Annotated in this window: 16 protein-coding genes; 9 read left to right on the forward strand and 7 right to left on the reverse strand. The window is 70.6% G+C overall.

The annotated features are described in order from the left end of the window. Window positions 1–137 precede the first annotated feature (137 nt). The 4 genes from ACR3ZA_RS09535 to ACR3ZA_RS09550 all read left to right on the forward strand — a co-directional run bounded on the left by ACR3ZA_RS09535 (window position 138) and on the right by ACR3ZA_RS09550 (window position 4,522). Window positions 138–1,220 (forward strand): substrate-binding domain-containing protein, encoded by a 1,083-nt coding sequence (locus ACR3ZA_RS09535; protein ID WP_473661728.1) that lies wholly within the window; start codon window positions 138–140, stop codon window positions 1,218–1,220. 128 nt (window positions 1,221–1,348) lie between these two features. After that, window positions 1,349–2,476: a glycoside hydrolase family 117 protein gene (locus ACR3ZA_RS09540; protein WP_473661729.1), complete on the forward strand. Its 1,128-nt coding sequence runs from the start codon at window positions 1,349–1,351 to the stop codon at window positions 2,474–2,476. A gap of 73 nt (window positions 2,477–2,549) precedes the next feature. Then, window positions 2,550–3,641, forward strand: coding sequence for an enolase C-terminal domain-like protein (locus tag ACR3ZA_RS09545; protein WP_473661730.1), 1,092 nt, complete (start codon window positions 2,550–2,552; stop codon window positions 3,639–3,641). Beyond that, window positions 3,641–4,522 (forward strand): aldose epimerase family protein, encoded by an 882-nt coding sequence (locus ACR3ZA_RS09550; protein ID WP_473661731.1) that lies wholly within the window; start codon window positions 3,641–3,643, stop codon window positions 4,520–4,522. Before ACR3ZA_RS09545 ends, ACR3ZA_RS09550 begins: the two co-directional genes overlap by 1 nt. Here the strand turns inward: ACR3ZA_RS09550 and ACR3ZA_RS09555 are convergent, their stop codons facing one another. Continuing rightward, on the reverse strand, window positions 4,523–5,971 hold the full coding sequence (locus tag ACR3ZA_RS09555) for an ATP-binding protein (RefSeq protein ID WP_473661732.1): 1,449 nt from the start codon (window positions 5,969–5,971) through the stop codon (window positions 4,523–4,525). After that, window positions 5,968–6,675 carry a response regulator gene (locus ACR3ZA_RS09560; RefSeq protein WP_473661733.1) on the reverse strand — a complete coding sequence of 236 codons (708 nt, stop codon included), beginning with the start codon at window positions 6,673–6,675 and terminating at the stop codon, window positions 5,968–5,970. Before ACR3ZA_RS09560 ends, ACR3ZA_RS09555 begins: the two co-directional genes overlap by 4 nt. Window positions 6,676–6,758: 83 nt before the next feature. Here ACR3ZA_RS09560 and ACR3ZA_RS09565 point away from each other — a divergent pair, with 83 nt between their 5' ends. The 4 genes from ACR3ZA_RS09565 to ACR3ZA_RS09580 all read left to right on the forward strand — a co-directional run bounded on the left by ACR3ZA_RS09565 (window position 6,759) and on the right by ACR3ZA_RS09580 (window position 11,055). Beyond that, window positions 6,759–7,799, forward strand: a complete 1,041-nt coding sequence (locus tag ACR3ZA_RS09565) for a YHYH protein (protein ID WP_473661734.1) — start codon at window positions 6,759–6,761, stop codon at window positions 7,797–7,799. Between the two features lie 8 nt (window positions 7,800–7,807). Then, complete coding sequence (locus tag ACR3ZA_RS09570) at window positions 7,808–8,857, forward strand: hypothetical protein (RefSeq protein WP_473661735.1); 1,050 nt, start codon at window positions 7,808–7,810, stop codon at window positions 8,855–8,857. Between the two features lie 2 nt (window positions 8,858–8,859). Next, entirely contained in the window at window positions 8,860–9,966 is a 1,107-nt protein-coding gene (locus ACR3ZA_RS09575) for a HupE/UreJ family protein (RefSeq protein WP_473661736.1), read from the forward strand. 186 nt (window positions 9,967–10,152) lie between these two features. Then, window positions 10,153–11,055: a methyltransferase gene (locus ACR3ZA_RS09580; protein WP_473661737.1), complete on the forward strand. Its 903-nt coding sequence runs from the start codon at window positions 10,153–10,155 to the stop codon at window positions 11,053–11,055. On the opposite strand, the gene ACR3ZA_RS09585 is transcribed toward ACR3ZA_RS09580, so the two are convergent. Then, complete coding sequence (locus tag ACR3ZA_RS09585) at window positions 11,052–12,248, reverse strand: RimK family alpha-L-glutamate ligase (protein ID WP_473661738.1); 1,197 nt, start codon at window positions 12,246–12,248, stop codon at window positions 11,052–11,054. The genes ACR3ZA_RS09580 and ACR3ZA_RS09585 overlap by 4 nt on opposite strands. A 79-nt stretch (window positions 12,249–12,327) precedes the next feature. On the opposite strand from ACR3ZA_RS09585, the gene ACR3ZA_RS09590 reads away from it, so the two are divergent. Further along, window positions 12,328–12,756 carry a putative ATP-dependent zinc protease gene (locus ACR3ZA_RS09590; RefSeq protein WP_473661739.1) on the forward strand — a complete coding sequence of 143 codons (429 nt, stop codon included), beginning with the start codon at window positions 12,328–12,330 and terminating at the stop codon, window positions 12,754–12,756. Between the two features lie 103 nt (window positions 12,757–12,859). On the opposite strand, the gene ACR3ZA_RS09595 is transcribed toward ACR3ZA_RS09590, so the two are convergent. From ACR3ZA_RS09595 to galT, 4 genes are all read right to left on the reverse strand, one after another. Beyond that, window positions 12,860–15,085 carry a heavy metal translocating P-type ATPase gene (locus ACR3ZA_RS09595; protein ID WP_473661740.1) on the reverse strand — a complete coding sequence of 742 codons (2,226 nt, stop codon included), beginning with the start codon at window positions 15,083–15,085 and terminating at the stop codon, window positions 12,860–12,862. After that, window positions 15,082–15,414: a cation transporter gene (locus ACR3ZA_RS09600; RefSeq protein WP_473661741.1), complete on the reverse strand. Its 333-nt coding sequence runs from the start codon at window positions 15,412–15,414 to the stop codon at window positions 15,082–15,084. Before ACR3ZA_RS09600 ends, ACR3ZA_RS09595 begins: the two co-directional genes overlap by 4 nt. A 189-nt stretch (window positions 15,415–15,603) precedes the next feature. Further along, window positions 15,604–16,776, reverse strand: a complete 1,173-nt coding sequence (galK, locus tag ACR3ZA_RS09605; RefSeq protein ID WP_473661742.1) for a galactokinase — start codon at window positions 16,774–16,776, stop codon at window positions 15,604–15,606. Next, window positions 16,773–17,870: a galactose-1-phosphate uridylyltransferase gene (gene galT, locus ACR3ZA_RS09610; RefSeq protein WP_473662309.1), complete on the reverse strand. Its 1,098-nt coding sequence runs from the start codon at window positions 17,868–17,870 to the stop codon at window positions 16,773–16,775. Before galT ends, galK begins: the two co-directional genes overlap by 4 nt. Window positions 17,871–17,919: the final 49 nt, after the last annotated feature.

The following is a 17,919-nucleotide window of genomic DNA, read 5'->3' on the forward strand; positions in this document are numbered from 1 at the left end:
GAACGCCCCCCACGGTCAACCGGTTTCTCCTATGCTGGATGCGGCGTGGAATAGCGCCGTGGACGGCAAAGACGATCGACACGGGTGAGCAGCACGGTCAGGTCTGACCGGCTCGACCGCGAGACGAAGAGGGCAGGATGAGCCGCGAGCACCAGGCCGGGGAGCGCAGCGTCGCTGTGCCGCGCCCGCGCGGCCGGGCGCGCCTCGTCGACGTCGCCGAGCGCAGCGGCGTGACGAAGTCGGTCGTGTCACGGATCATGAACGGCGACGAGACCCTGCGCATCCGGCCCGAGACGCGCGAGCGGGTCCTCGCCGTCGCCGCTGAGCTCGGGTACCGTCCGCACGCGGGCGCGCGCGCCCTGTCGGTCTCGCGCACGGGTGCGTTCGCGCTGATCATTCCCGACCTGCGCAACAGCGTCTATGCCGCGATCACGCGCGCGGCCTTTCGGCGTGCGCGCGAGCACGGCTACGTGCTGCTGATCGCCGAAGACGAGCCCACCCATCCGGTGGGCGCCGACGAGTACACCGACCTCGTCACCTCGGGTCGCGTCGACGGGCTCCTGGTGGCGTCGGCCCGGCCCGGTGACGCGCTCGTCGACCGGCTCATGGAGGCGCCGGACGCGATCGCGCACGTGTTCGTCAACCGTGTCGTCGCGGGCTCGGTGCGGAACGTCGGCCTCGACCTCGAGGGTGCGGCCGCGCTCGCGGTGGACTACCTCCACGATCGCGGGCACGTCCACATCGGGCTGACGTCCGGTCCGCTCGAGCTGGCGCCGGCGCAGGCGCACGCCGCCGGGTTCGCCGGGCGGATGGGGGAGCTCGGTCTCGACGCCACGGTGGCCGAGTCGGGCGAGTTCACCGAGTACGGGGGCTACGAGGCCACGCTTCGGCTGCTTGAGCGGCATCCCGAGGTGACCGCGGTCTACGTCTCCAACTTCGGCCAGGCGGTCGGCGCCTTGAAGGCCGCGCGCGATCGGGAGCTCTCGGTTCCGGCGGATCTCTCGATCATCGGCTACGACGACTCCGCCGTGGCGGATTTCCTCGACCCGCCGCTGACGACCGTCGCGATGCCGCTCGAGGCTCTCGGCGAGGCTGCTGTCGACGCCCTGGTGGAGCAGATCGAGACTCGGCGGCCCGTCGGTCGGCGGATCGAGGGCGGCGCTCGCGTCGTCGAACGCGCCTCGGTGGCCGCTCCACGCGCGAGCGACTCGGGGGCGTAGCCGGCTCTGTCGTCGACCCGTCGAAGCCCGCCCATCGCGGTCGGCTTGCGGTGGCTCCGTGCGCTGTCTACAATTCGGTAAACCGGTTCTCTACGTGGCCCGGTCGGCGCGCTGAGAGGAACAGAGCTGTGACAACGGAGTCGAATCCCGTCAGTGCGGCCACCCGTCGGGCGGCGACGTATCCGGCGTCTGCCGAGTGGTTCACGAACTTCGAGGTGTACGAGCTCCGCGGCCTCGGCCCCGAGCCCGGCGTCCACCGCCGCGACCCGAGCAGCGTGCTGCTGATCGAGGGCACCTATCACGTCTGGTACTCGAAGTCCGTGGGAGATGCCGTCGGATTCGGCAGCGACGACCCCCAGGCCAAGGTGTTCCCCTGGGACTGGTCGGAGGTCTGGCACGCCACCAGTGAGGACGGCATCCACTGGGTCGAGCGCGACCGCGCCGTCGCGGTCGGCGAGCCCGGCGCCTACGACGATCGCAGCGTGTTCACGCCGGAGATCCTTCAGCACGGCGGACGGTTCCATCTCGTCTACCAGGTGCTCCAGTCGCCCTACCGGCTCCGCAGCCTGGAGTCGATCGCGATGGCCAGCGCAGAGACCCCCGACGGCCCCTGGGTGAAGTCGGCCGCGCCGCTCATCGCGCCGGCGGCCGACGGCCAGTGGCTCGGCGAGGATGACAACCGGCTGGCGGTCGCATCGCAGGGCTCCTTCGACAGCCTGAAAGTGCACGACCCGCTTCTTCTCGCCTACGACGGCCGGTTCTTCCTGTACTACAAGGGCGAGCAGATGGGGGAGCGGTTCACGTCCGGCGGCCGTTCCACGCGCTGGGGTGTCGCGATCGCGGAACGCGTCGAAGGGCCGTACGTCAAGTCGCCCCTGAACCCGATCACGAACAGCGGGCACGAGACGTGCCTGTGGCTGCACGACGGCGGCGTCGCCGCCCTCCTGACGACCGACGGCCCGGAGCGCAACACCATCCAGTTCGCGCCCGACGGCCTGAACTTCGAGATTCGCGCCTTCGTGCCCGACCCGCCCGTCGCGGCCGGTCCGTTCCGGCCGGGTGCGCCGACGACGGCTCCGCTCGACGGGCTGCGCTGGGGCTTGTGCCACGACGTGACGGGCGAGTGGGGGTACCTGCGCGGCTTTCGAGCCGACGAGGAGATGAAGCGCCTCTACGAGAACGCGATCAGCCCCGAGACCGTCGCCCGCGACGGCGGCGGCGCGATCCTCGGGCAGCCGGGGCGGGCCGGAACGTGACGGTTGACGGCGTCCGTCCCCTCGACGCCCGACCTCGACTCGACAACTCTCTCCACGAAAGCAGATGACCGGCATGACGACGATTCAACGGGTGCAGACGGACCTCTTCCGGGTCCCGCTCAAGCGCAGCCTCACCGACAGCACCCACGGCGTGATGATGGACTTCGAGCTCATCACGGTGCGGATCGAGGACTCCGACGGGGCCACCGGCATGGGATACACCTACACGGTGAATCACGGCGGCGCCGCGGTGGCGACCATGATCGAGCGCGACCTCGCCGGCTGCCTGCTCGGCGCCGACCCGCAGCGCCGCGAGAAGATCTGGCAGGACATGTGGTGGCGACTGCACTACGCCGGACGCGGCGGGCACCAGACCTCGGCCATGTCGGCGATCGACATCGCTTTGTGGGACCTCGCCGGCATCCGCGCCGACCTTCCGCTCTGGGTCCTCTTCGGCGGCTTCGACCCGGTCGTTCCGGTCTATGCGGGCGGGATCGATCTCGAGTTCCCGCTCGAGGCGCTGCTCGACCAGGCGGACGAGTTCGTCGCCGGCGGCATCCGCGCCATCAAGATGAAGGTCGGACGCCCGAGCCTGCGGGAAGACGTGTCGCGCGTCGCGGCCATGCGAGAGCACCTCGGCGAGGCGTTTCCACTCATGGTCGACGCGAACATGAAGTGGTCGGCCGACGAAGCGCTGCGCGCTGCGCGCGCCTTCGAGCCGTTCGACCTCACCTGGATCGAGGAGCCGACGATTCCCGACGACCTGGCGGGCAACGCCCGGATCGTCGAGCACGGCGGCCATGCGATCGCCGCGGGCGAGAACCTGCACACGATCTATGACTTCGTCAACGCGATCGAGGCGCGGGCGCTCACGCTGCCCGAGCCTGACGTGAGCAACATCGGCGGATACACCGCGTTCCGCAAGGTCGCCGCACTGGCGGAGGCGCACAACCTCCGCCTCACCTCGCACGGGGTGCACGACCTCACGGTGCACGCCCTCGCGGCCGCCCCGAACCGCACCTACATGGAAGCGCATGGCTTCGGGCTGGAGGACTACATCGCCGAGCCGATGCCGGTCATCGACGGCACGGTGACCGCCCCCGATCGCGCCGGCCACGGCGTCGCGCTCGACTTCGAGGGGCTCGCGCGGCTTCAATCGGCGTGATGCTCTGGCATGGCGTCCCGGCGACCGTGCTCGGCGCCGGCTGGGGCGACGTCGTCGTGCTTCCGACGCGCGGTGGCAAGATCGCTTCGCTGAGAGATCGTGCGGGTCGCGAATGGCTGACCCAGCCGGATGCCGACCTGCCGCCCGTCGACGACGCCGTCGCGTTCACCGAGGCCGAGATGTGCGGCTGGGACGAGATGGCGCCCACGGTGCGCACCCCGGGCATGGCCGATCACGGTGAGGTGTGGCGGGCTTGCTGGACGGTGCTCGACGTGCGCGACGACGCGGTGTCGCTCGAGATCTCAGCGGCTCGCTTCACGCTGCGGCGCACTCTCCGCGTCACGTCGGACGGCTTCGTCCTCGACTACTCGGCCCGCGCCACCGGGGCGGAGTCGGCCTTTCTGTGGATGGCGCATCCGCAGTTCCGCGCCGACGCCCGGACCCGAGTGCGAGTGATTCCGGTGTCCGACGTCGTCGCGCGCGACGTCGATGGTGTGTTGGTCGAGTCGACCTGGGACGAGGCCGAACCCGCCGTCGTCGGCGTCGCCCGGGGCACGGGCCGCAAGCTCTGGTTCGCCGGCGTCGACGGGGCAGCGCCGACCGGCATGCAGGTGATCCACTCCGACGGTGCCGCTCTCACGATGTCGTGGCGAGGACCGATCGCCGCCGCGGCGCTGTGGATCGACCACTGCTGGGCGTCGCGAGAGCCCGTCGTGTGCCTCGAGCCCGCCACGTCGCTCGGCGATGATGTCGAGGCCGCGGCGGGGGCGGGCCGAGCGCTCGTGCTGCGCCCCGACCAGTGGACCGAGTGGGCCGTGACCGTGGCTCTGGATCACGGTGTCCCCGCACCGTCACGCGCCGATGGAGAGCGGTCGATCTGATCAGTCGTGATCGCCGTGGCCGCGGTGTGAACGGTCCGCGCGGGACGGAGGTGCGAGCGGCAGCTCGATCTCGAATGTCGCCCCGCCGCCCGAGGTCTCGCGCACGCTGACCGTTCCGTCGTGCTCGAACACGATCTGCTGTGTGACCGTGAGCCCGAGACCGGCGCCGTCGCCGTCCTGCCGCGCGCGGGCCGGGTCGGAGCGGTAGAACGGCAGGAAGATCTTGTCGCGCTCCGACTCCGGGATGCCCGGGCCGTGGTCGATCACGCGAATCGTGAGCCGGCCGGCGCTCTGGGTCGCCTCGAAGGTGATCCGCGAATCCGCGGGGGTATGTCGGCAGGCGTTGGCTCCCAGGTTGAGCACCGCCTGGTGAAGCTGCGCGCGGTCACCCACCAGTTCGCAGTCCGGCACATCCACGCGCTCGTCGATGCGTCGACCGGGGAATGCGGCACGGAGGTCGTCGACGACGTTGCGGATCACGCGTGCGATGTCGACGCGGTCGCGCACCGGCGTGGGTGTGTCACCGGTGCGGGCGGTGCGCAGGATGGAGTCGACCAGCTCATGCAGTCGGGTGCTCTCCTCCCCGATGCGGGCCATTGCCCGGTCGAGGGCGCCCTCCTCGGTGAGCATGCCGCGCTCGTACAGCTCGCTGTAGCCCTTGAGTGCGGTCAGCGGGGTGCGGACCTCGTGCGCGACATCGGCGAGGAGCCGGCGCAGGTCGTCGCGCGCGCGGGTCGCGTCGGCGGCGGACTGCTCGCGTTCGGCGAGCGCCGCGCGGAGCCGCGCGACCATGCGGCCGACGTCGTGGGTGAGCATCGCCACCTCGCGCGAGCCGCCGGTCGCCCACACGGGCGTGTCGAGCTCGCCGTCCGCGATCCGGGAGACCCCGGCGGCGACGGTGGTGATCGGTCTCGCGATCCGCCGCGCGAGCACCCACACGACCACCGCCTCGATCACGACGATGACGATGCCGCCGGCGGCGAGCGTGCCACGCAGCGCCGCGATGGCCGCATCGAAGCCGGAGAGCGACAGCGCCGTGACGCGGACGAGTGTTTCTGGAAGAGCGGTGACGAGCACCCGGTAGCCGCTCACGTTGAACGTCGAGCCGCTCGGCTGGGCCGCGATCTCGGCCAGTTCATCGAGGGAGAACGTACTCGCGGCACCCCCGGTGGCGACCACAGCTCCGGACTGCGTCAGGGTGAGCTGCACCGGCAGGTTCGTCGCCAGGTCGGAGGTGGGGCGTGGGCTCGGTGCCGCGGAGTCGCCGTCGGTCTCTGAGACCGTCGCCTGCATGGGGCTCAACTCGGCCCGGGCGAGCTCCTGGTCGATCTCCGACAGGCGCAGCGCCCGCTCGCTCGCGTCGACGGCGACCGCGAACGCGACGAATCCGATGATGATGGCGGCCAGCACGGGAACGAGCAGCATCCAGCGGAGCGACAGCCGCTTCACGCCGTGTCCTGGCGGAGGATGTAGCCGATGCCGCGTCGGGTCTCGATGAGCGGCGGGTGGTCGCCATCGAGCTTCTTGCGCAGGTAGCCGATGTAGAGCTCCACCACGTTCGGGTTCCGGGTGAGCTCGTCGTCCCACACGGCGTCGAGGATCCGGTTCTTGGAGAGCACGACGCCCTGATTGACCATCAGGTAGTGGAGCAGTCGGTACTCGGTCGCCGACAGTTCGATCGTCTGCCCGTCGCGAACTGCCTCCAGGCTCGCCGGGTCGAGCGTGAGGGACCCCACCTTGACCACCTCCGGCTCGGATTTGGGGTTCGCGCGGCGCAGGATCGCCGCCACTCGGAGGGTGAGCTCATCCACGGTGAACGGCTTCGTCAGATAGTCGTCGCCGCCGGTGTCGAGGCCCCGCACCCGGTCATCGAACTCACCGCGCGCGGTCAGGAACAGCACCGGTGTTCGCAGCCCCTGCTCGCGCAGCCGCCGGCACACCTCGAAGCCGTCCATCCCCGGCAGCATCACATCGAGCACGATCAGATCGACCGGCTGGGTCGTCGCGTGGGTGAGGCCGTCGAGACCGTCCTCGACCTGGACGACGTGATACCCCTCGAAGCGAAGCGCGGTCGCGGCGATGTCGCTGATTGCGGGGCTGTCCTCGACGATCAGAATCGTCGTCGGTGATGCCTCCTGCGCGTCCGGGTCCACGTCGCCACGCTAGATCGTCCGACAGGGGTGGCGCTACCGGGACCCTCAGTTTCGCCACAGCGAAAAGCGGAATGCTGGCCGGCATGACTGAACTCCGTTCCCGGATCGCGCGCGCCCGCCGACTGTCGTTGACGACAGCCCTTCTCGCGGTGGTGGCCCTGACAACCGCGGCCTGCACTGCGACCGAGACCACCGATGGCTCCACGAGCACCGACACCGTCACCTCGAGCGGGATCGACCTGACTCTCTTCACCGACGGTGCCATCGTCGGCGAGCCGGCCACGGTCGACTGCACGCTCAGCGAGGGCGTCGAGACGACCTGCTACGAGTTCACGATCGCCGGATATCCGACCGACTACGAGGTCGGCCCGTTCTGCCCGGACACGATCACGACGAGCGCCGACGAGGCCGGGATCTGGTTCGACGGCGACGGCGTCTACGACCTCGACGGCGAGTTCATCGCCGGCCTCGCCGAGTTCTACGGCGACGACGGCTGGCACATGTACGACGACGACGGCAACGTGTACGTGACCGAGACGGTGGAGGCCTTCGAGGCCGCCGCGCGGCCCGACGTCGATCCGGCGTACTACAACTACTGCATCGAGGGACAGATCTCGTTCCTCGAGAACGGCGAACCGATCACCTCCACGGTGCTGATCCCGACCACCCCGGTGGTGGCATCTGCCTCGGCCGCGGCGCAGGGCAACCTGGGCGTGACCCTCGACGGCGTGATCATCGCCGCCTCGGCCCCGGTCGACGCGATCCTCGGCGCCTACACGATCGCCTCCTTCGACGACTGCGGCGGGCACATCAACCCGTTTGAGGGCTACCACCTGCACGGCGCCACCGGCTGCTCCGAGGTCGGCACCGCATCCGACGGCGAGACGCCGATCTTCGGCTACGCCCTCGACGGCTTCGCGATCCACAGCCCGTACACCGACGAGGAGCTCGCGAGCGTCGAACTCGACGAGTGCAACGGGCACACCACGGAAGAGCTCGGCTACCACTACCACGCGAACAGCGCCGCCGAGAACCTCGTCGTCGAGTGCTACGTCGGCCAGGTGGTCTCCAGCGGCACCGACGGCCCCGGTGACGGGGGCCCGCCCGCCGGGCAGAACGGCTGAGCGGGATCATGCGGCTCACCCGCCCCCTCCTGCTGGTCACGGTCGCGAGCGCCGCGCTCGCCCTGGGTGCGTGCACGACCGACGCGACGACCGACACCACGACGGAATCGACGACGGATTCGACCACGACCGGCGTGGCGGCGCTCTTCGCCGACGGAGCCCTCACCTCCGACGCGACGATCGTCGACTGCACCCTCGAGAACGGCAGCGAGACCACCTGCTACCAGTTCGAGGTCGGCAGCCTGAGTGACGCGGTCTCGACCGACGGGCCGTACTGCCCGGAGACCACGAGCGATGAGGGCGGAATCTGGGTCTGGGACGGCGAGGAGCCCGGGCTCTACGCGCTCGACTCCGAGTTCTGGGACTTCATGGCCTCGCTCGGCTACGAGTTCGCCGATGCGGACGGCAACATCACGATCGTCGACCCGGCCGGCAACGCGCCCTCCGACGGCGGTACCGCCAACTCGTGCCTCCAGGCGACGCCCGACGGCTCGTACCACATCGACGTGCTCATCCCGGTGACGCCCGAGAACCTCGATGAGGTCGTCGACCTGACGACCATCTCGCAGATCGGGCTCGCCTTCGACGGGGTCACGATCTTCGGCGATGCGCCGTCGGTGGGTGACACGGGCGGACTTCCCGCGCTGGATGCCTGCGGCGGACACATCGATCCGTCCGGCTACTACCACTGGCACTACGGCGCGGAGTCGATCCAGTCGAACCTGGACGCGGCGGGCGCCGACGTGACCTGTTCGATCGCGCAGGACCTCGAGGCCGCGGTCGCGCTGTCCTACGACGGCTATGTCATCTACGGACCGGAAGAGAACGGCGCGGTTCCGACCGACCTCGACGAGTGCTCGGGCCACGTGTCCGAGACGGAGGAGTTCGGCAGCGTCTACCACTACCACCTCAGCTACGACGACTCGAACCTCCCGCTGTGCCGGGTCGGAGCGGCGGCGGTCGGCAAGCTCTCGAGTCCTGACAACAGCAGCGTGACGCTTCCCGACGGCGGCGGCACGGGCGGGCCTCCGGCCGGCGGTCGTCCGGGCGACAACTGACCTTGAAGCGCACCCACCGTCTCGTCGCGGTCGGAGTCCTCGCGGCGCTGCTCGCGACGGGCTCCGCCGCGGCGTGGGCGCACGACGATGCCACCAACGTGGTGTCGCTCGCCGTCGACCAGGGCCGCGTCGTCGGCACGGCGCACGTCGAGGCCGAGCAGCTCGGTCTGGTGGACACCTCCGGTGACGGTGTCATCGACGAGGACGAGCTGCAGGCGCAGGAATCCGCGATCTCGGGCGGCCTCGTCGCGACGGTGCGCGAACACGTGAAGCTCTCCGTCAACGGCACGGACGTGACCATCATCGGGGCGGGCCTGTCGGCGGTCGCGGTGAGCGACCTGACGAGCGCTCCCGACTCCGGGTCGTCCGTGATCGGGGTGGCCTTCGCCTCCGCGGAGTTCGAGGGGGAGCTCTCCCGCCTCGAACTCGAGTGGGGTCTCGCCTCCTCGGCCGACACGGTGCTCGTCGTCCGCACCGACGGCGTCGTGGTCGGCGGACTCAGCGAAGCCGGAACCGCGTCCTTCACCTTCGACGCGTGGTCAACGGCGGGGTCGTTCTTCGTGCAGGGCATCGAGCACATCCGGCTCGGGCTCGACCACCTGCTGTTCCTGGTGGTGCTGACGCTCGGGGTGGTGAGTGCGAAGTCCGGTCGCGCCGCTGCCTGGCGCGTCGTCAAGCTCGTCACCGCGTTCACCGTCGGGCACGCCCTGAGCCTCTGCCTGGCCTACTTCGATCTCGTCTCGGTGCCGGCCGAGATCGTCGAACCGGCCATCGCCTTGTCGATCGTCGCCGCGGCGGCGCTCGCGCTGCGGAAGACCGGCGGCGACGTGCGCTGGTGGATCGCGGGGATCATCGGCGTCATCCACGGCCTGGGGTTCGCCTCCAGCCTCGCCGGGCTCGGGGTCGCGACCGCCGATCACGCGGTCGCGCTGATCGCCTTCAACCTCGGAATCGATGTGGCGCAGACCGTCGTGGTGCTCGCCGTGCTGGGGGCGTTCCTCGCGATCGGACGGTGGGTGCCCGCGTGGAAGGACCGCGTGCGCTACGCCGTCGCCGCCGCGATCGGCGCCGTCGGTCTCTACTGGACAGTCACCCGCATCTTCTTCTGAGCGGGCTGGTTGAGTAGCCGCGAAGCGGCGTATCGAAACCAGCGGCAGTTCCCCGGCGGGTCAGCCCGAGAGGTGAACGCACGCGACGCACAAGCGCGGGCTCGAGTCTCGCCCTCCCTGCGATCTCCTGTTCGTCGAGCCAGCGCCGACGCGTTGCGCGCGGCCGCCGACTGCTACGTTTCGCTCATGCGATGGGGGCGGGCCTACTTTGCGGCTCAGGCGGTGCTGGGCGCGGTGTGGTGGGTTGCCGTCGCTCTGCTTCCCGGCGTGCGCGAGGCGACGTTGGGCGGCCTTGACCCGCTTGCGGTCGCGGCAGCCGACATCCCGCTGTTCGTCGTCGGCTCGGCGCTCGCCGCGGCCGGCGTTCGCGCCGCCGCGGTGATCGCGACGGTGTGGACGCTGTTGGTGACCCTCGCGCTGGCGGGCTACGCGACGGTGACCACCGAGGCGGGGTGGGGCGTCGTGGCGATGGCGGCGGCGAGCGCCGGATCCGTCGTGGCGCTGTTCGAGGTCATCCTCGGCCGGGTGCCCACCGAATGGATCATGCACGGGCCGTTCGCGTTTCGCGTGGCACGTCCGCGGCGAGGGCACGTCGTTCACGTCACCGCGACCGTGCTGCAGATCGCGGTGTTCTGGGGGTTCTTCCTGGTCGTGATTCCGCTCATCGTCGTCGCGGCCGAGCGGCGGTGGAACCTGCATGTGGCGCTGCCCGAGCCGGTCGGCGTCATCGGCGTCGTCGTGCTGGCGCTGTCGAGCGCCCTCGGGATCTGGTCGGGGCTCACCATGTCCATTCGCGGCAACGGCACGCCGCTTCCGGCTGCGATGCCCAACGAGTTCGTCGTCTCGGGCCCGTACCGCTTCGTTCGCAACCCGATGGCGCTGAGCGGCATCGTGCAGGGCGCCGCGGTCGGGCTGATCCTCTCGTCCTGGCTCGTCGTCGCCTACGCGGTGCTGGGATCGCTGGTCTGGAACTACGCCGTCAGGCCGCACGAGGAGGCCGACCTGGAAGCGAAGTTCGGCGACGAGTTCCGGGCGTACCGGGACTCCGTTCGCTGCTGGATTCCCCAGCGCCCGGCGCCTTTCGGCTAGGCGTCCTCGGTCGGCATCGCCTCGGTCGGGAGCTTCCGCACCTTGGCGCGCCGGCGCCGGCGCTCGGGGATCATCGAGCGCATCTCCTCCAGCTTGCCGAAGCACAGCAGGCGGTCGCCGGACTCCAGCACGACGCCCTTGCGCGGGTTCGGGATCACCGAGGCCGAGCGGTGCAGCGTCAGCACCGTGATGTCGCGCTCCCACAGGCCCGAGTCGCCGAGCTTCTTGCCGACCAGGTCGGCGTTGTTGTGCACGAGCAGCTCGGCGACGCCGTAGCCCGTCGAGACGCTCAGGCGCTGACGCACGTCGATCTCGGGGAAGGCGACCTGGTTGGCGATGTAGTCGATGATGGCGCCCGCGACATCCAGCTGGGTCGCCGCCTCGATGCCCTGCAGGCCCGGCGAGGAGTTGACCTCCATCACGAGCGGACCGTCGGCGCCCTCCAGCATGTCGACGCCGGCGACCTTCAGACCCATGATCTGGGCGGAGCGGACCGCCGCATCCTTGTACTCGCTCGACAGCTCGACCGCCTCCACCGAGCCACCGCGGTGCACGTTCGAACGGAACTCGTCGCCGCTCGCGGTGCGGCGCATCGCCGCCACAACCCGGTCGCCGACCACCAGCGCGCGGATGTCGCGCCCGCGGCTCTCACTCACGAAGCGCTGGATGAGCACGTTCTGCCGCGTCGAATGCAGCGTCTCGATGATCGCCTCGGCGACCTTCTGGTCGGGGGCGAGGATCACGCCGATGCCCTGGGTGCCCTCGAGCAGCTTGATCACGACGGGGGCGCCGCCGACGCGTTCGATGGCGGGGCGCACGTCGGCGCGGTTGCGCACGAAGGTGGTGGCGGGCATGCCGATGTTGTGGCGCGACAGGATCTGCGTGGCCCGCAGCTTGTCGCGCGCGTTCGAGATGCCGTTCGCGGTGTTCGGCGTGTAGACATCCATCTGCTCGAACTGGCGCACCACGGCGGTGCCGAAGTAGGTGATCGAGTTGCCGATGCGCGGCAGGATCGCGTCGTAGTCGCTCAGCTGCTTGCCGCGGAACTGCAGGTCCGGATCGTCGCCCGAGAGGTCGATCGCGAAGCGCAAGGTGTTGAGCACCTTCACGTCGTGGCCGCGCTGCTCGGCGGCGGCGCGGAGGCGCTGGGTGGAATAAGCGCGGGGGGCGCGCGACAGGATCGCAAGTTTCATGGAGGGGCCCTGACAAGATAGGGGGATGGGCGAGTCCTCTCATTCAAACACCCTCGCGGGGTGGCGTGAGTGGGTTCAGATGCCCGAAATCGGAATTCCGTGGATCAAGGCGAAACTCGACACCGGCGCGCAGACATCCGCGATCCACGCCTTCAACATCGAGCCGTTCGAGTGCGACGGGGCCGACTGGGTGCGGTTTCACATCCACCCCTGGCAGCGCACCAACGACGACGATGTGATCGTCGAGCTGCCGGTGAAAGATCGCCGCCGCGTGCGCAGCTCCTCGGGGCACGTCGATGAGCGGCTCGTTGTCGAGATGCCGATCGTGCTCGTGGGGCAGGACGTTCACATCGAGGTGACCCTCACCAACCGCGATGAGATGGGCTTCCGGATGCTGATCGGCCGACAGGCCTTGCGCCACGGCTTCGTGGTGGCCTCCGACCGCTCGTTCATCGGCGGCCGCGCGCCCAAGCACACCCGCCGCCGCAACCGCGGCGTCGCCCTGTAGGGCCGCGCCCCGCGCCCCTCCTCTTCCGCCGAGCGCTACCCAAACACGCGAGCGCTACCGAAGAACTGGTCGCTCTCGTGAGTTTGGGTAGCGCTCGGCGGTCTTAGGCGGGGCGGAAGCGGCGGAGGCGGAGGCTGTTCGTGACCACGAAGACGGAGGAGAACGCCATCGCGGCGCCCGCGATGAGTGGGTTCAGCAGACCGAGCATCGCGATCGGGATCGCGGCCACGTTGTAGGCGAAGGCCCAGAACAGGTTGCCCTTGATGGTGCCGAGCGTGCGGCGCGCCAGGCGGATCGCGTCGGCGACCACCAGGAGGTCGCCGCTGACCACGGTGATGTCGCTCGCGGCGATCGCTGCATCCGTTCCGCTGCCCATCGCGATGCCGAGGTCGGCCGCGGCGAGGGCGGCCGCGTCGTTGACGCCGTCGCCGACCATCGCGACCGTGTGGCCGTCCGCCATGAGAGCGCGGATCACTTCGAGCTTGACCTGCGGCGTCACCCCGGCGTGCACCTCCTCGATTCCGACGGCGGCGGCGACCGCGTCCGCGGCCCCCGCGTTGTCGCCGGTCAGGAGCACCGGACGCAGCCCGAGCTCGCGGAACCGGGCGATCGCCTGCGCGCTGCTCGGCTTCACCGTGTCGCCGACGCTCAGCACGCCGCGCACCTCGCCATCCCAGGCGACGACGACGGCGGTGCGGCCGCTCGCCTCGGCCTCGGACGCGGCGGCGACCGCCTCGGCGGGGACATCCAGCGACCATGCCTCGGCGAGCCAGCTCGCGCGTCCGGCGACGACCGCGTGGCCGTCGATGACCGCCTCGACGCCGAACCCGGCGTGCGCGACGAACCGCTCGGGCGACGGGGCCGCGACCCCCTCGGCCTGCGCGTGCTCGAGGATCGCCCGCGCCACGGGATGCTCCGAGCCCGTCTCGACCCCCGCGGCGAGGCGCAGCAGTTCGTCCGCCGCGGTGGCGCCGATCGCGGTCGTGGCGAGCACGCGCATCCGACCCGTGGTCAGGGTGCCGGTCTTGTCGAGCACGATCGTGTCGATGCGACGCGTCTGCTCGAGCACCTGCGGCCCGCGGATGAGGATGCCGAGCTGCGCGCCGCGTCCGGTGCCCACCATCAGCGCGGTGGGGGTCGCGAGTCCGAGGGCGCACGGGCACGCGATGATGAGCGTTGCGACGGCGGCTGTGAAGGCGAGCTCGACACTCGCGCCGGCGAGGAGCCAGCCCGCGAACGCGATCATCGCGAGGCCGAAGACGACGGGCACGAAGACCGCCGAGACGCGGTCGGCGAGCCGCTGCACGGCGGCCTTGCCGGTCTGGGCTTCCTCCACCAGCCGCCCGAGTCGGGCGAGCTTGGTGTCGGCCCCGACGCGCGTCAGCTCGATCACCAGTCGTCCGCCCACGTTGAGCGTGGCCCCGACGACCCGATCACCGGGTCCGACCTCGACCGGGACTGATTCGCCGGTCAGCATGCTCGCGTCGACCGCCGAGGCGCCCTCGAGCACCAGCCCGTCGCTCGCGATCTTCTCGCCGGGGCGCACGACGACGGTGTCGCCGGGCACGAGCGCGTCGACCGGAACGCGCACCTCGGCGCCTTCGCGCAGCACCACCGCGTCCTTGGCGCCCAGTTCGAGGAGGGCACGAAGCGCCGCCCCCGACTGCGACTTGGCGCGCGCCTCCAGATAGCGCCCGCCGAGAATGAAGACGGTCACGGCCGCGGCGACCTCGAGGTAGATCTCTCCGGATGCCTCGCCCGGCGTGCCGACAAGGGTCACCGTCATCTGCATGCCGGGCATTCCCGCCATGCCGAAGAAGAGGGCGTAAAGCGACCAGCCGAAGGCGGCGATCACGCCGACGCTGATCAGGGTGTCCATGGTGGCGGCGCCGTGTCGGGCGTTGACGGTGGCGGCGCGGTGGAACGGCCAGGCGCCCCACACGGCGACCGGGGCCGCGAGGGTGAGGGCGAGCCATTGCCAGTTCGTGAACTGAAGCGCCGGGATCATCGACAGCAGCGCGACAGGCACGGCGAGGGAGGCGGAGATGATGAGCCGCAGACGGAGCGCGCGCAGTTCGGGGTCGGTGGGCGCCTCGTCGTCGGCGGGATGCGCGACGGGCGGTGCGGGGAGCGCGGCCGTGTACCCGGCAGATTCGACGGCGGCGATCAGCGTGGCGACGTCAACGCCGGGGGCGTCGACGTGCGCCTTCTCGGTGGCGTAGTTGACGCTCGCCGTGACCCCGTCGATCTTGTTGAGCTTGCGCTCGACGCGGTTCGCGCAGGAGGCGCACGTCATGCCGCCGATCTCGAGGTCGACGGCGGTGCTCATGACGCGGGGGTGAGCGTGTAGCCGGCCTCGGCGATCGCGGCGGCGACGCTTTCGGGAGCGATCGGCGCACGGCTGACGACGGTGACGCGCGAGGCGCCGCCCGCGTTCAGGTCGACGTCGACGCGCTCGACCCCGTCGAGCTCGCTCAGATCTTCGGTGACGCTCGCGACGCAGTGCTGGCAGGTCATCCCGTCGACCAGATAGTCGGACTCGATGCTGCCCTCGGGGTGCGCGCCGATCGTGTGCGCCGCGTTTGCGCTGCCGCAGTGGCATTCGTGGTTGGCGTCGGTCAGGCCGAGCTGGCCGACCGGGGTGGTCGAGTTGCACACGGTTCGCACTCCTTGTCTGACGCCCCATGGATACCCACCGGGGGTATCCATGCTACGTCAGCCGCCGCCCGCGCGCACGCCGCCCCCCTTTCGCCGAGCGCTACCCAAAAATGCGAGCGCCACCGAAGAACTGGTGGCGCTCGCAAGTTTCGGTAGCGCTCGGCACGCCCTGCGGGGCGCCCCGCGGGGTTAGGGCTCGCGGAGGGCGCCGGGGGAGGGGGTGACGGTGAAGAGCTCGGGGGCCGAGAAGCCGTGCTCGGCGAAGGCGCCGTCGAGCGCGACCTGCACGCGCGAGAGCTCCTCGGCGGGCACGAGCGCGATCGCGGCACCGCCGAAGCCGCCGCCGGTCATCCGCGCGCCGAGGGCGCCGTGGGACTGCGCGGTCTCGACGGCGAGGTCGAGCTCCGGCACCGAGATCTCGAAGTCGTCGCGCATCGACACGTGCGAGGCGTCGAGCAGCTCGCCGATCGCGCGCGGCCCGCTCTCGCGCAGCGCGAGCACCGTGTCGAGCACGCGCTGGTTCTCGGTGACGACGTGCCGCACGCGGCGGAACGTGACGTCATCGAGAAGGTCGCGGGCGCGCGGCAGATCGTCGACCGTCACGTCGCGCAGCGAGGCGACGCCGAGCGCGGCGGCCCCCGCCTCGCAGGAGGCGCGGCGCTCGCCGTAGCCGCCGGTCGCGTGCGAGTGCTTCACCCCGGTGTCGATCACGAGCAGCACGAGCCCCGCTTCGGCGAACCCGAGGTCGATCACCTCGGCCTCGAGCGAGCGGCAGTCGAGGAACACCGCGGCGTCACGCTGCCCGAGCAGCGAGGCCGACTGGTCCATGATTCCGGTCGGCGCGCCGACGGCGATGTTCTCGGCGCGCTGGCCGACTCGGGCGAGCTGCTCGCGCGTGTGCCCGAGCTGCCACACCTCGTCGAGCGCGAGCGCGACGGAGCACTCGATCGCGGCGGAGGACGACAGTCCCGCCCCGACCGGCACGTTGGAGTCGATCACCAGGTCGAGCCCCGGCACCGCCGCGAGGTCGGCCCCGGCTTCGCCGAGCGCCCAGGCCACCCCGAGCGGATACGCGGCCCAGCCGTCGAGTCCGCCTTCGGCCACGATCGCCGACAGCTCGGCCAACTCGACCTCGACGCTCTCGTCGCCGAAGGTGGAGGCGACGCGCAGCACGCCGTCGTCGCGCACCCCGACCGCAACGAGCGTGCGGCGGTCGATTGCGAAGGGGAGCACGAATCCGTCGTTGTAGTCGGTGTGCTCGCCGATCAGGTTGACCCGGCCCGGCGCCGACCAGAGGCCGAGCGGGGCGTGCGCGGTCAGCTCGGTGAACAGGGCGCGGACGTCGTCACGCAGGTCGCTCATACGCTCTCGATGGCCTTTCGGATGTTCGCCGCCGCGGCTTCGGGGGTGACGTCGCCGATCCAGGCTCCCATCGCGGCTTCCGAGCCGGCGAGGTACTTGAGCTTGTCGGCCGCACGGCGCGGCGAGGTGAGTTCGAGGTGCAAGCGTACGCTGTCGCGGCCGACGTGCACGGGGGCCTGATGCCACGCGGCGATGTAGGGCGTGGGGGTGTCGTAGAGCGCGTCGACGCCGCGCAGCAGTCGCAGGTAGAGCGTCGCCAGTTCGTCGCGCTCGGCGTCGTTCGTCTCGGCGAAGTCGGCCACGTGGCGGTGGGGCATCAGGTGGATCTCGATGGGCCAGCGCGCCGCGAACGGCACGAAGGCCGTCCAGTGCGAGCCGGTGAGCACGACGCGGTCGCTGGCGCGCTCGAATTCGAGGATGCGCTCGAACAGGTCGGGCCCGAGCTGCTGGATCGAGTCGAGCAGGCGTGTGGTGCGCGGGGTGACGTACGGGTAGGCGTAGATCTGCCCGTGCGGGTGCTGCAGGGTGACGCCGATGGCTTCGCCGCGGTTCTCGAACGGGAACACCTGCTCGATGCCGGGCAGGGCCGAGAGCTCGGCGGTGCGGTGCGCCCAGGCCTCGATGACGGTGCGGGCGCGGCTGGGGCTGAGGCTGCCGAAGGAGCCTTCGTGCTCGGGGCTGAAGCAGACCACTTCGCAGCGGCCGACGGAGGTGCGGGTGCGCCCGTAGCCGAGCGTCGCCAGGTCACCCAGGCCCTGCGGCGCGTTCGGGTCGTCGGCGAGCGCGGGGCCGAAGGAGGGCGACTTGTTCTCGAAGACGGCGACGTCGTAGAGCGAGGGCACCTCGGAGGGGTTGCCGGGGCTCTGAGGTGCGAGCGGGTCGAGTTCGGCCGGCGGCAGGAAGGCCCGGTTCTGACGGGCGGCGGCGATCGAGACCCAGTCGCCGGTGAGCACGTCTTGGCGCATGGTCGCGGTGGCGGGCCGCGGGTCGAGTTCGCGGGCGTCGAGGGCGCGCTCGGGTCCGAGGGTGGTGTCGGCGTCGTCGAAGTAGATCAGCTCGCGGCCGTCGGCGAGGGTGCTGCGGTGGTGAGTGATGGGCACAGGATTACGATAATGAAAGCACGGCTTGCAGATACGACAGAAA

This window comes from Herbiconiux sp. J20-20, assembly GCF_057365085.1.

Bases quoted from the DNA above. Each gene is read 5' to 3' on its own strand.
- ACR3ZA_RS09535 (WP_473661728.1), top strand. From the start codon at position 138: ATGAGCCGCGAGCACCAGGCCGGGGAGCGCAGCGTCGCTGTGCCGCGC.
- ACR3ZA_RS09545 (WP_473661730.1), top strand. From the start codon at position 2,550: ATGACGACGATTCAACGGGTGCAGACGGACCTCTTCCGGGTCCCGCTC.
- ACR3ZA_RS09550 (WP_473661731.1), top strand. From the start codon at position 3,641: ATGCTCTGGCATGGCGTCCCGGCGACCGTGCTCGGCGCCGGCTGGGGC.
- ACR3ZA_RS09565 (WP_473661734.1), top strand. From the start codon at position 6,759: ATGACTGAACTCCGTTCCCGGATCGCGCGCGCCCGCCGACTGTCGTTG.
- ACR3ZA_RS09570 (WP_473661735.1), top strand. From the start codon at position 7,808: ATGCGGCTCACCCGCCCCCTCCTGCTGGTCACGGTCGCGAGCGCCGCG.
- ACR3ZA_RS09580 (WP_473661737.1), top strand. From the start codon at position 10,153: ATGCGATGGGGGCGGGCCTACTTTGCGGCTCAGGCGGTGCTGGGCGCG.
- ACR3ZA_RS09585 (WP_473661738.1), bottom strand. From the start codon at position 12,248: ATGAAACTTGCGATCCTGTCGCGCGCCCCCCGCGCTTATTCCACCCAG.
- ACR3ZA_RS09590 (WP_473661739.1), top strand. From the start codon at position 12,328: ATGCCCGAAATCGGAATTCCGTGGATCAAGGCGAAACTCGACACCGGC.
- ACR3ZA_RS09595 (WP_473661740.1), bottom strand. From the start codon at position 15,085: ATGAGCACCGCCGTCGACCTCGAGATCGGCGGCATGACGTGCGCCTCC.
- galK (WP_473661742.1), bottom strand. From the start codon at position 16,776: ATGAGCGACCTGCGTGACGACGTCCGCGCCCTGTTCACCGAGCTGACC.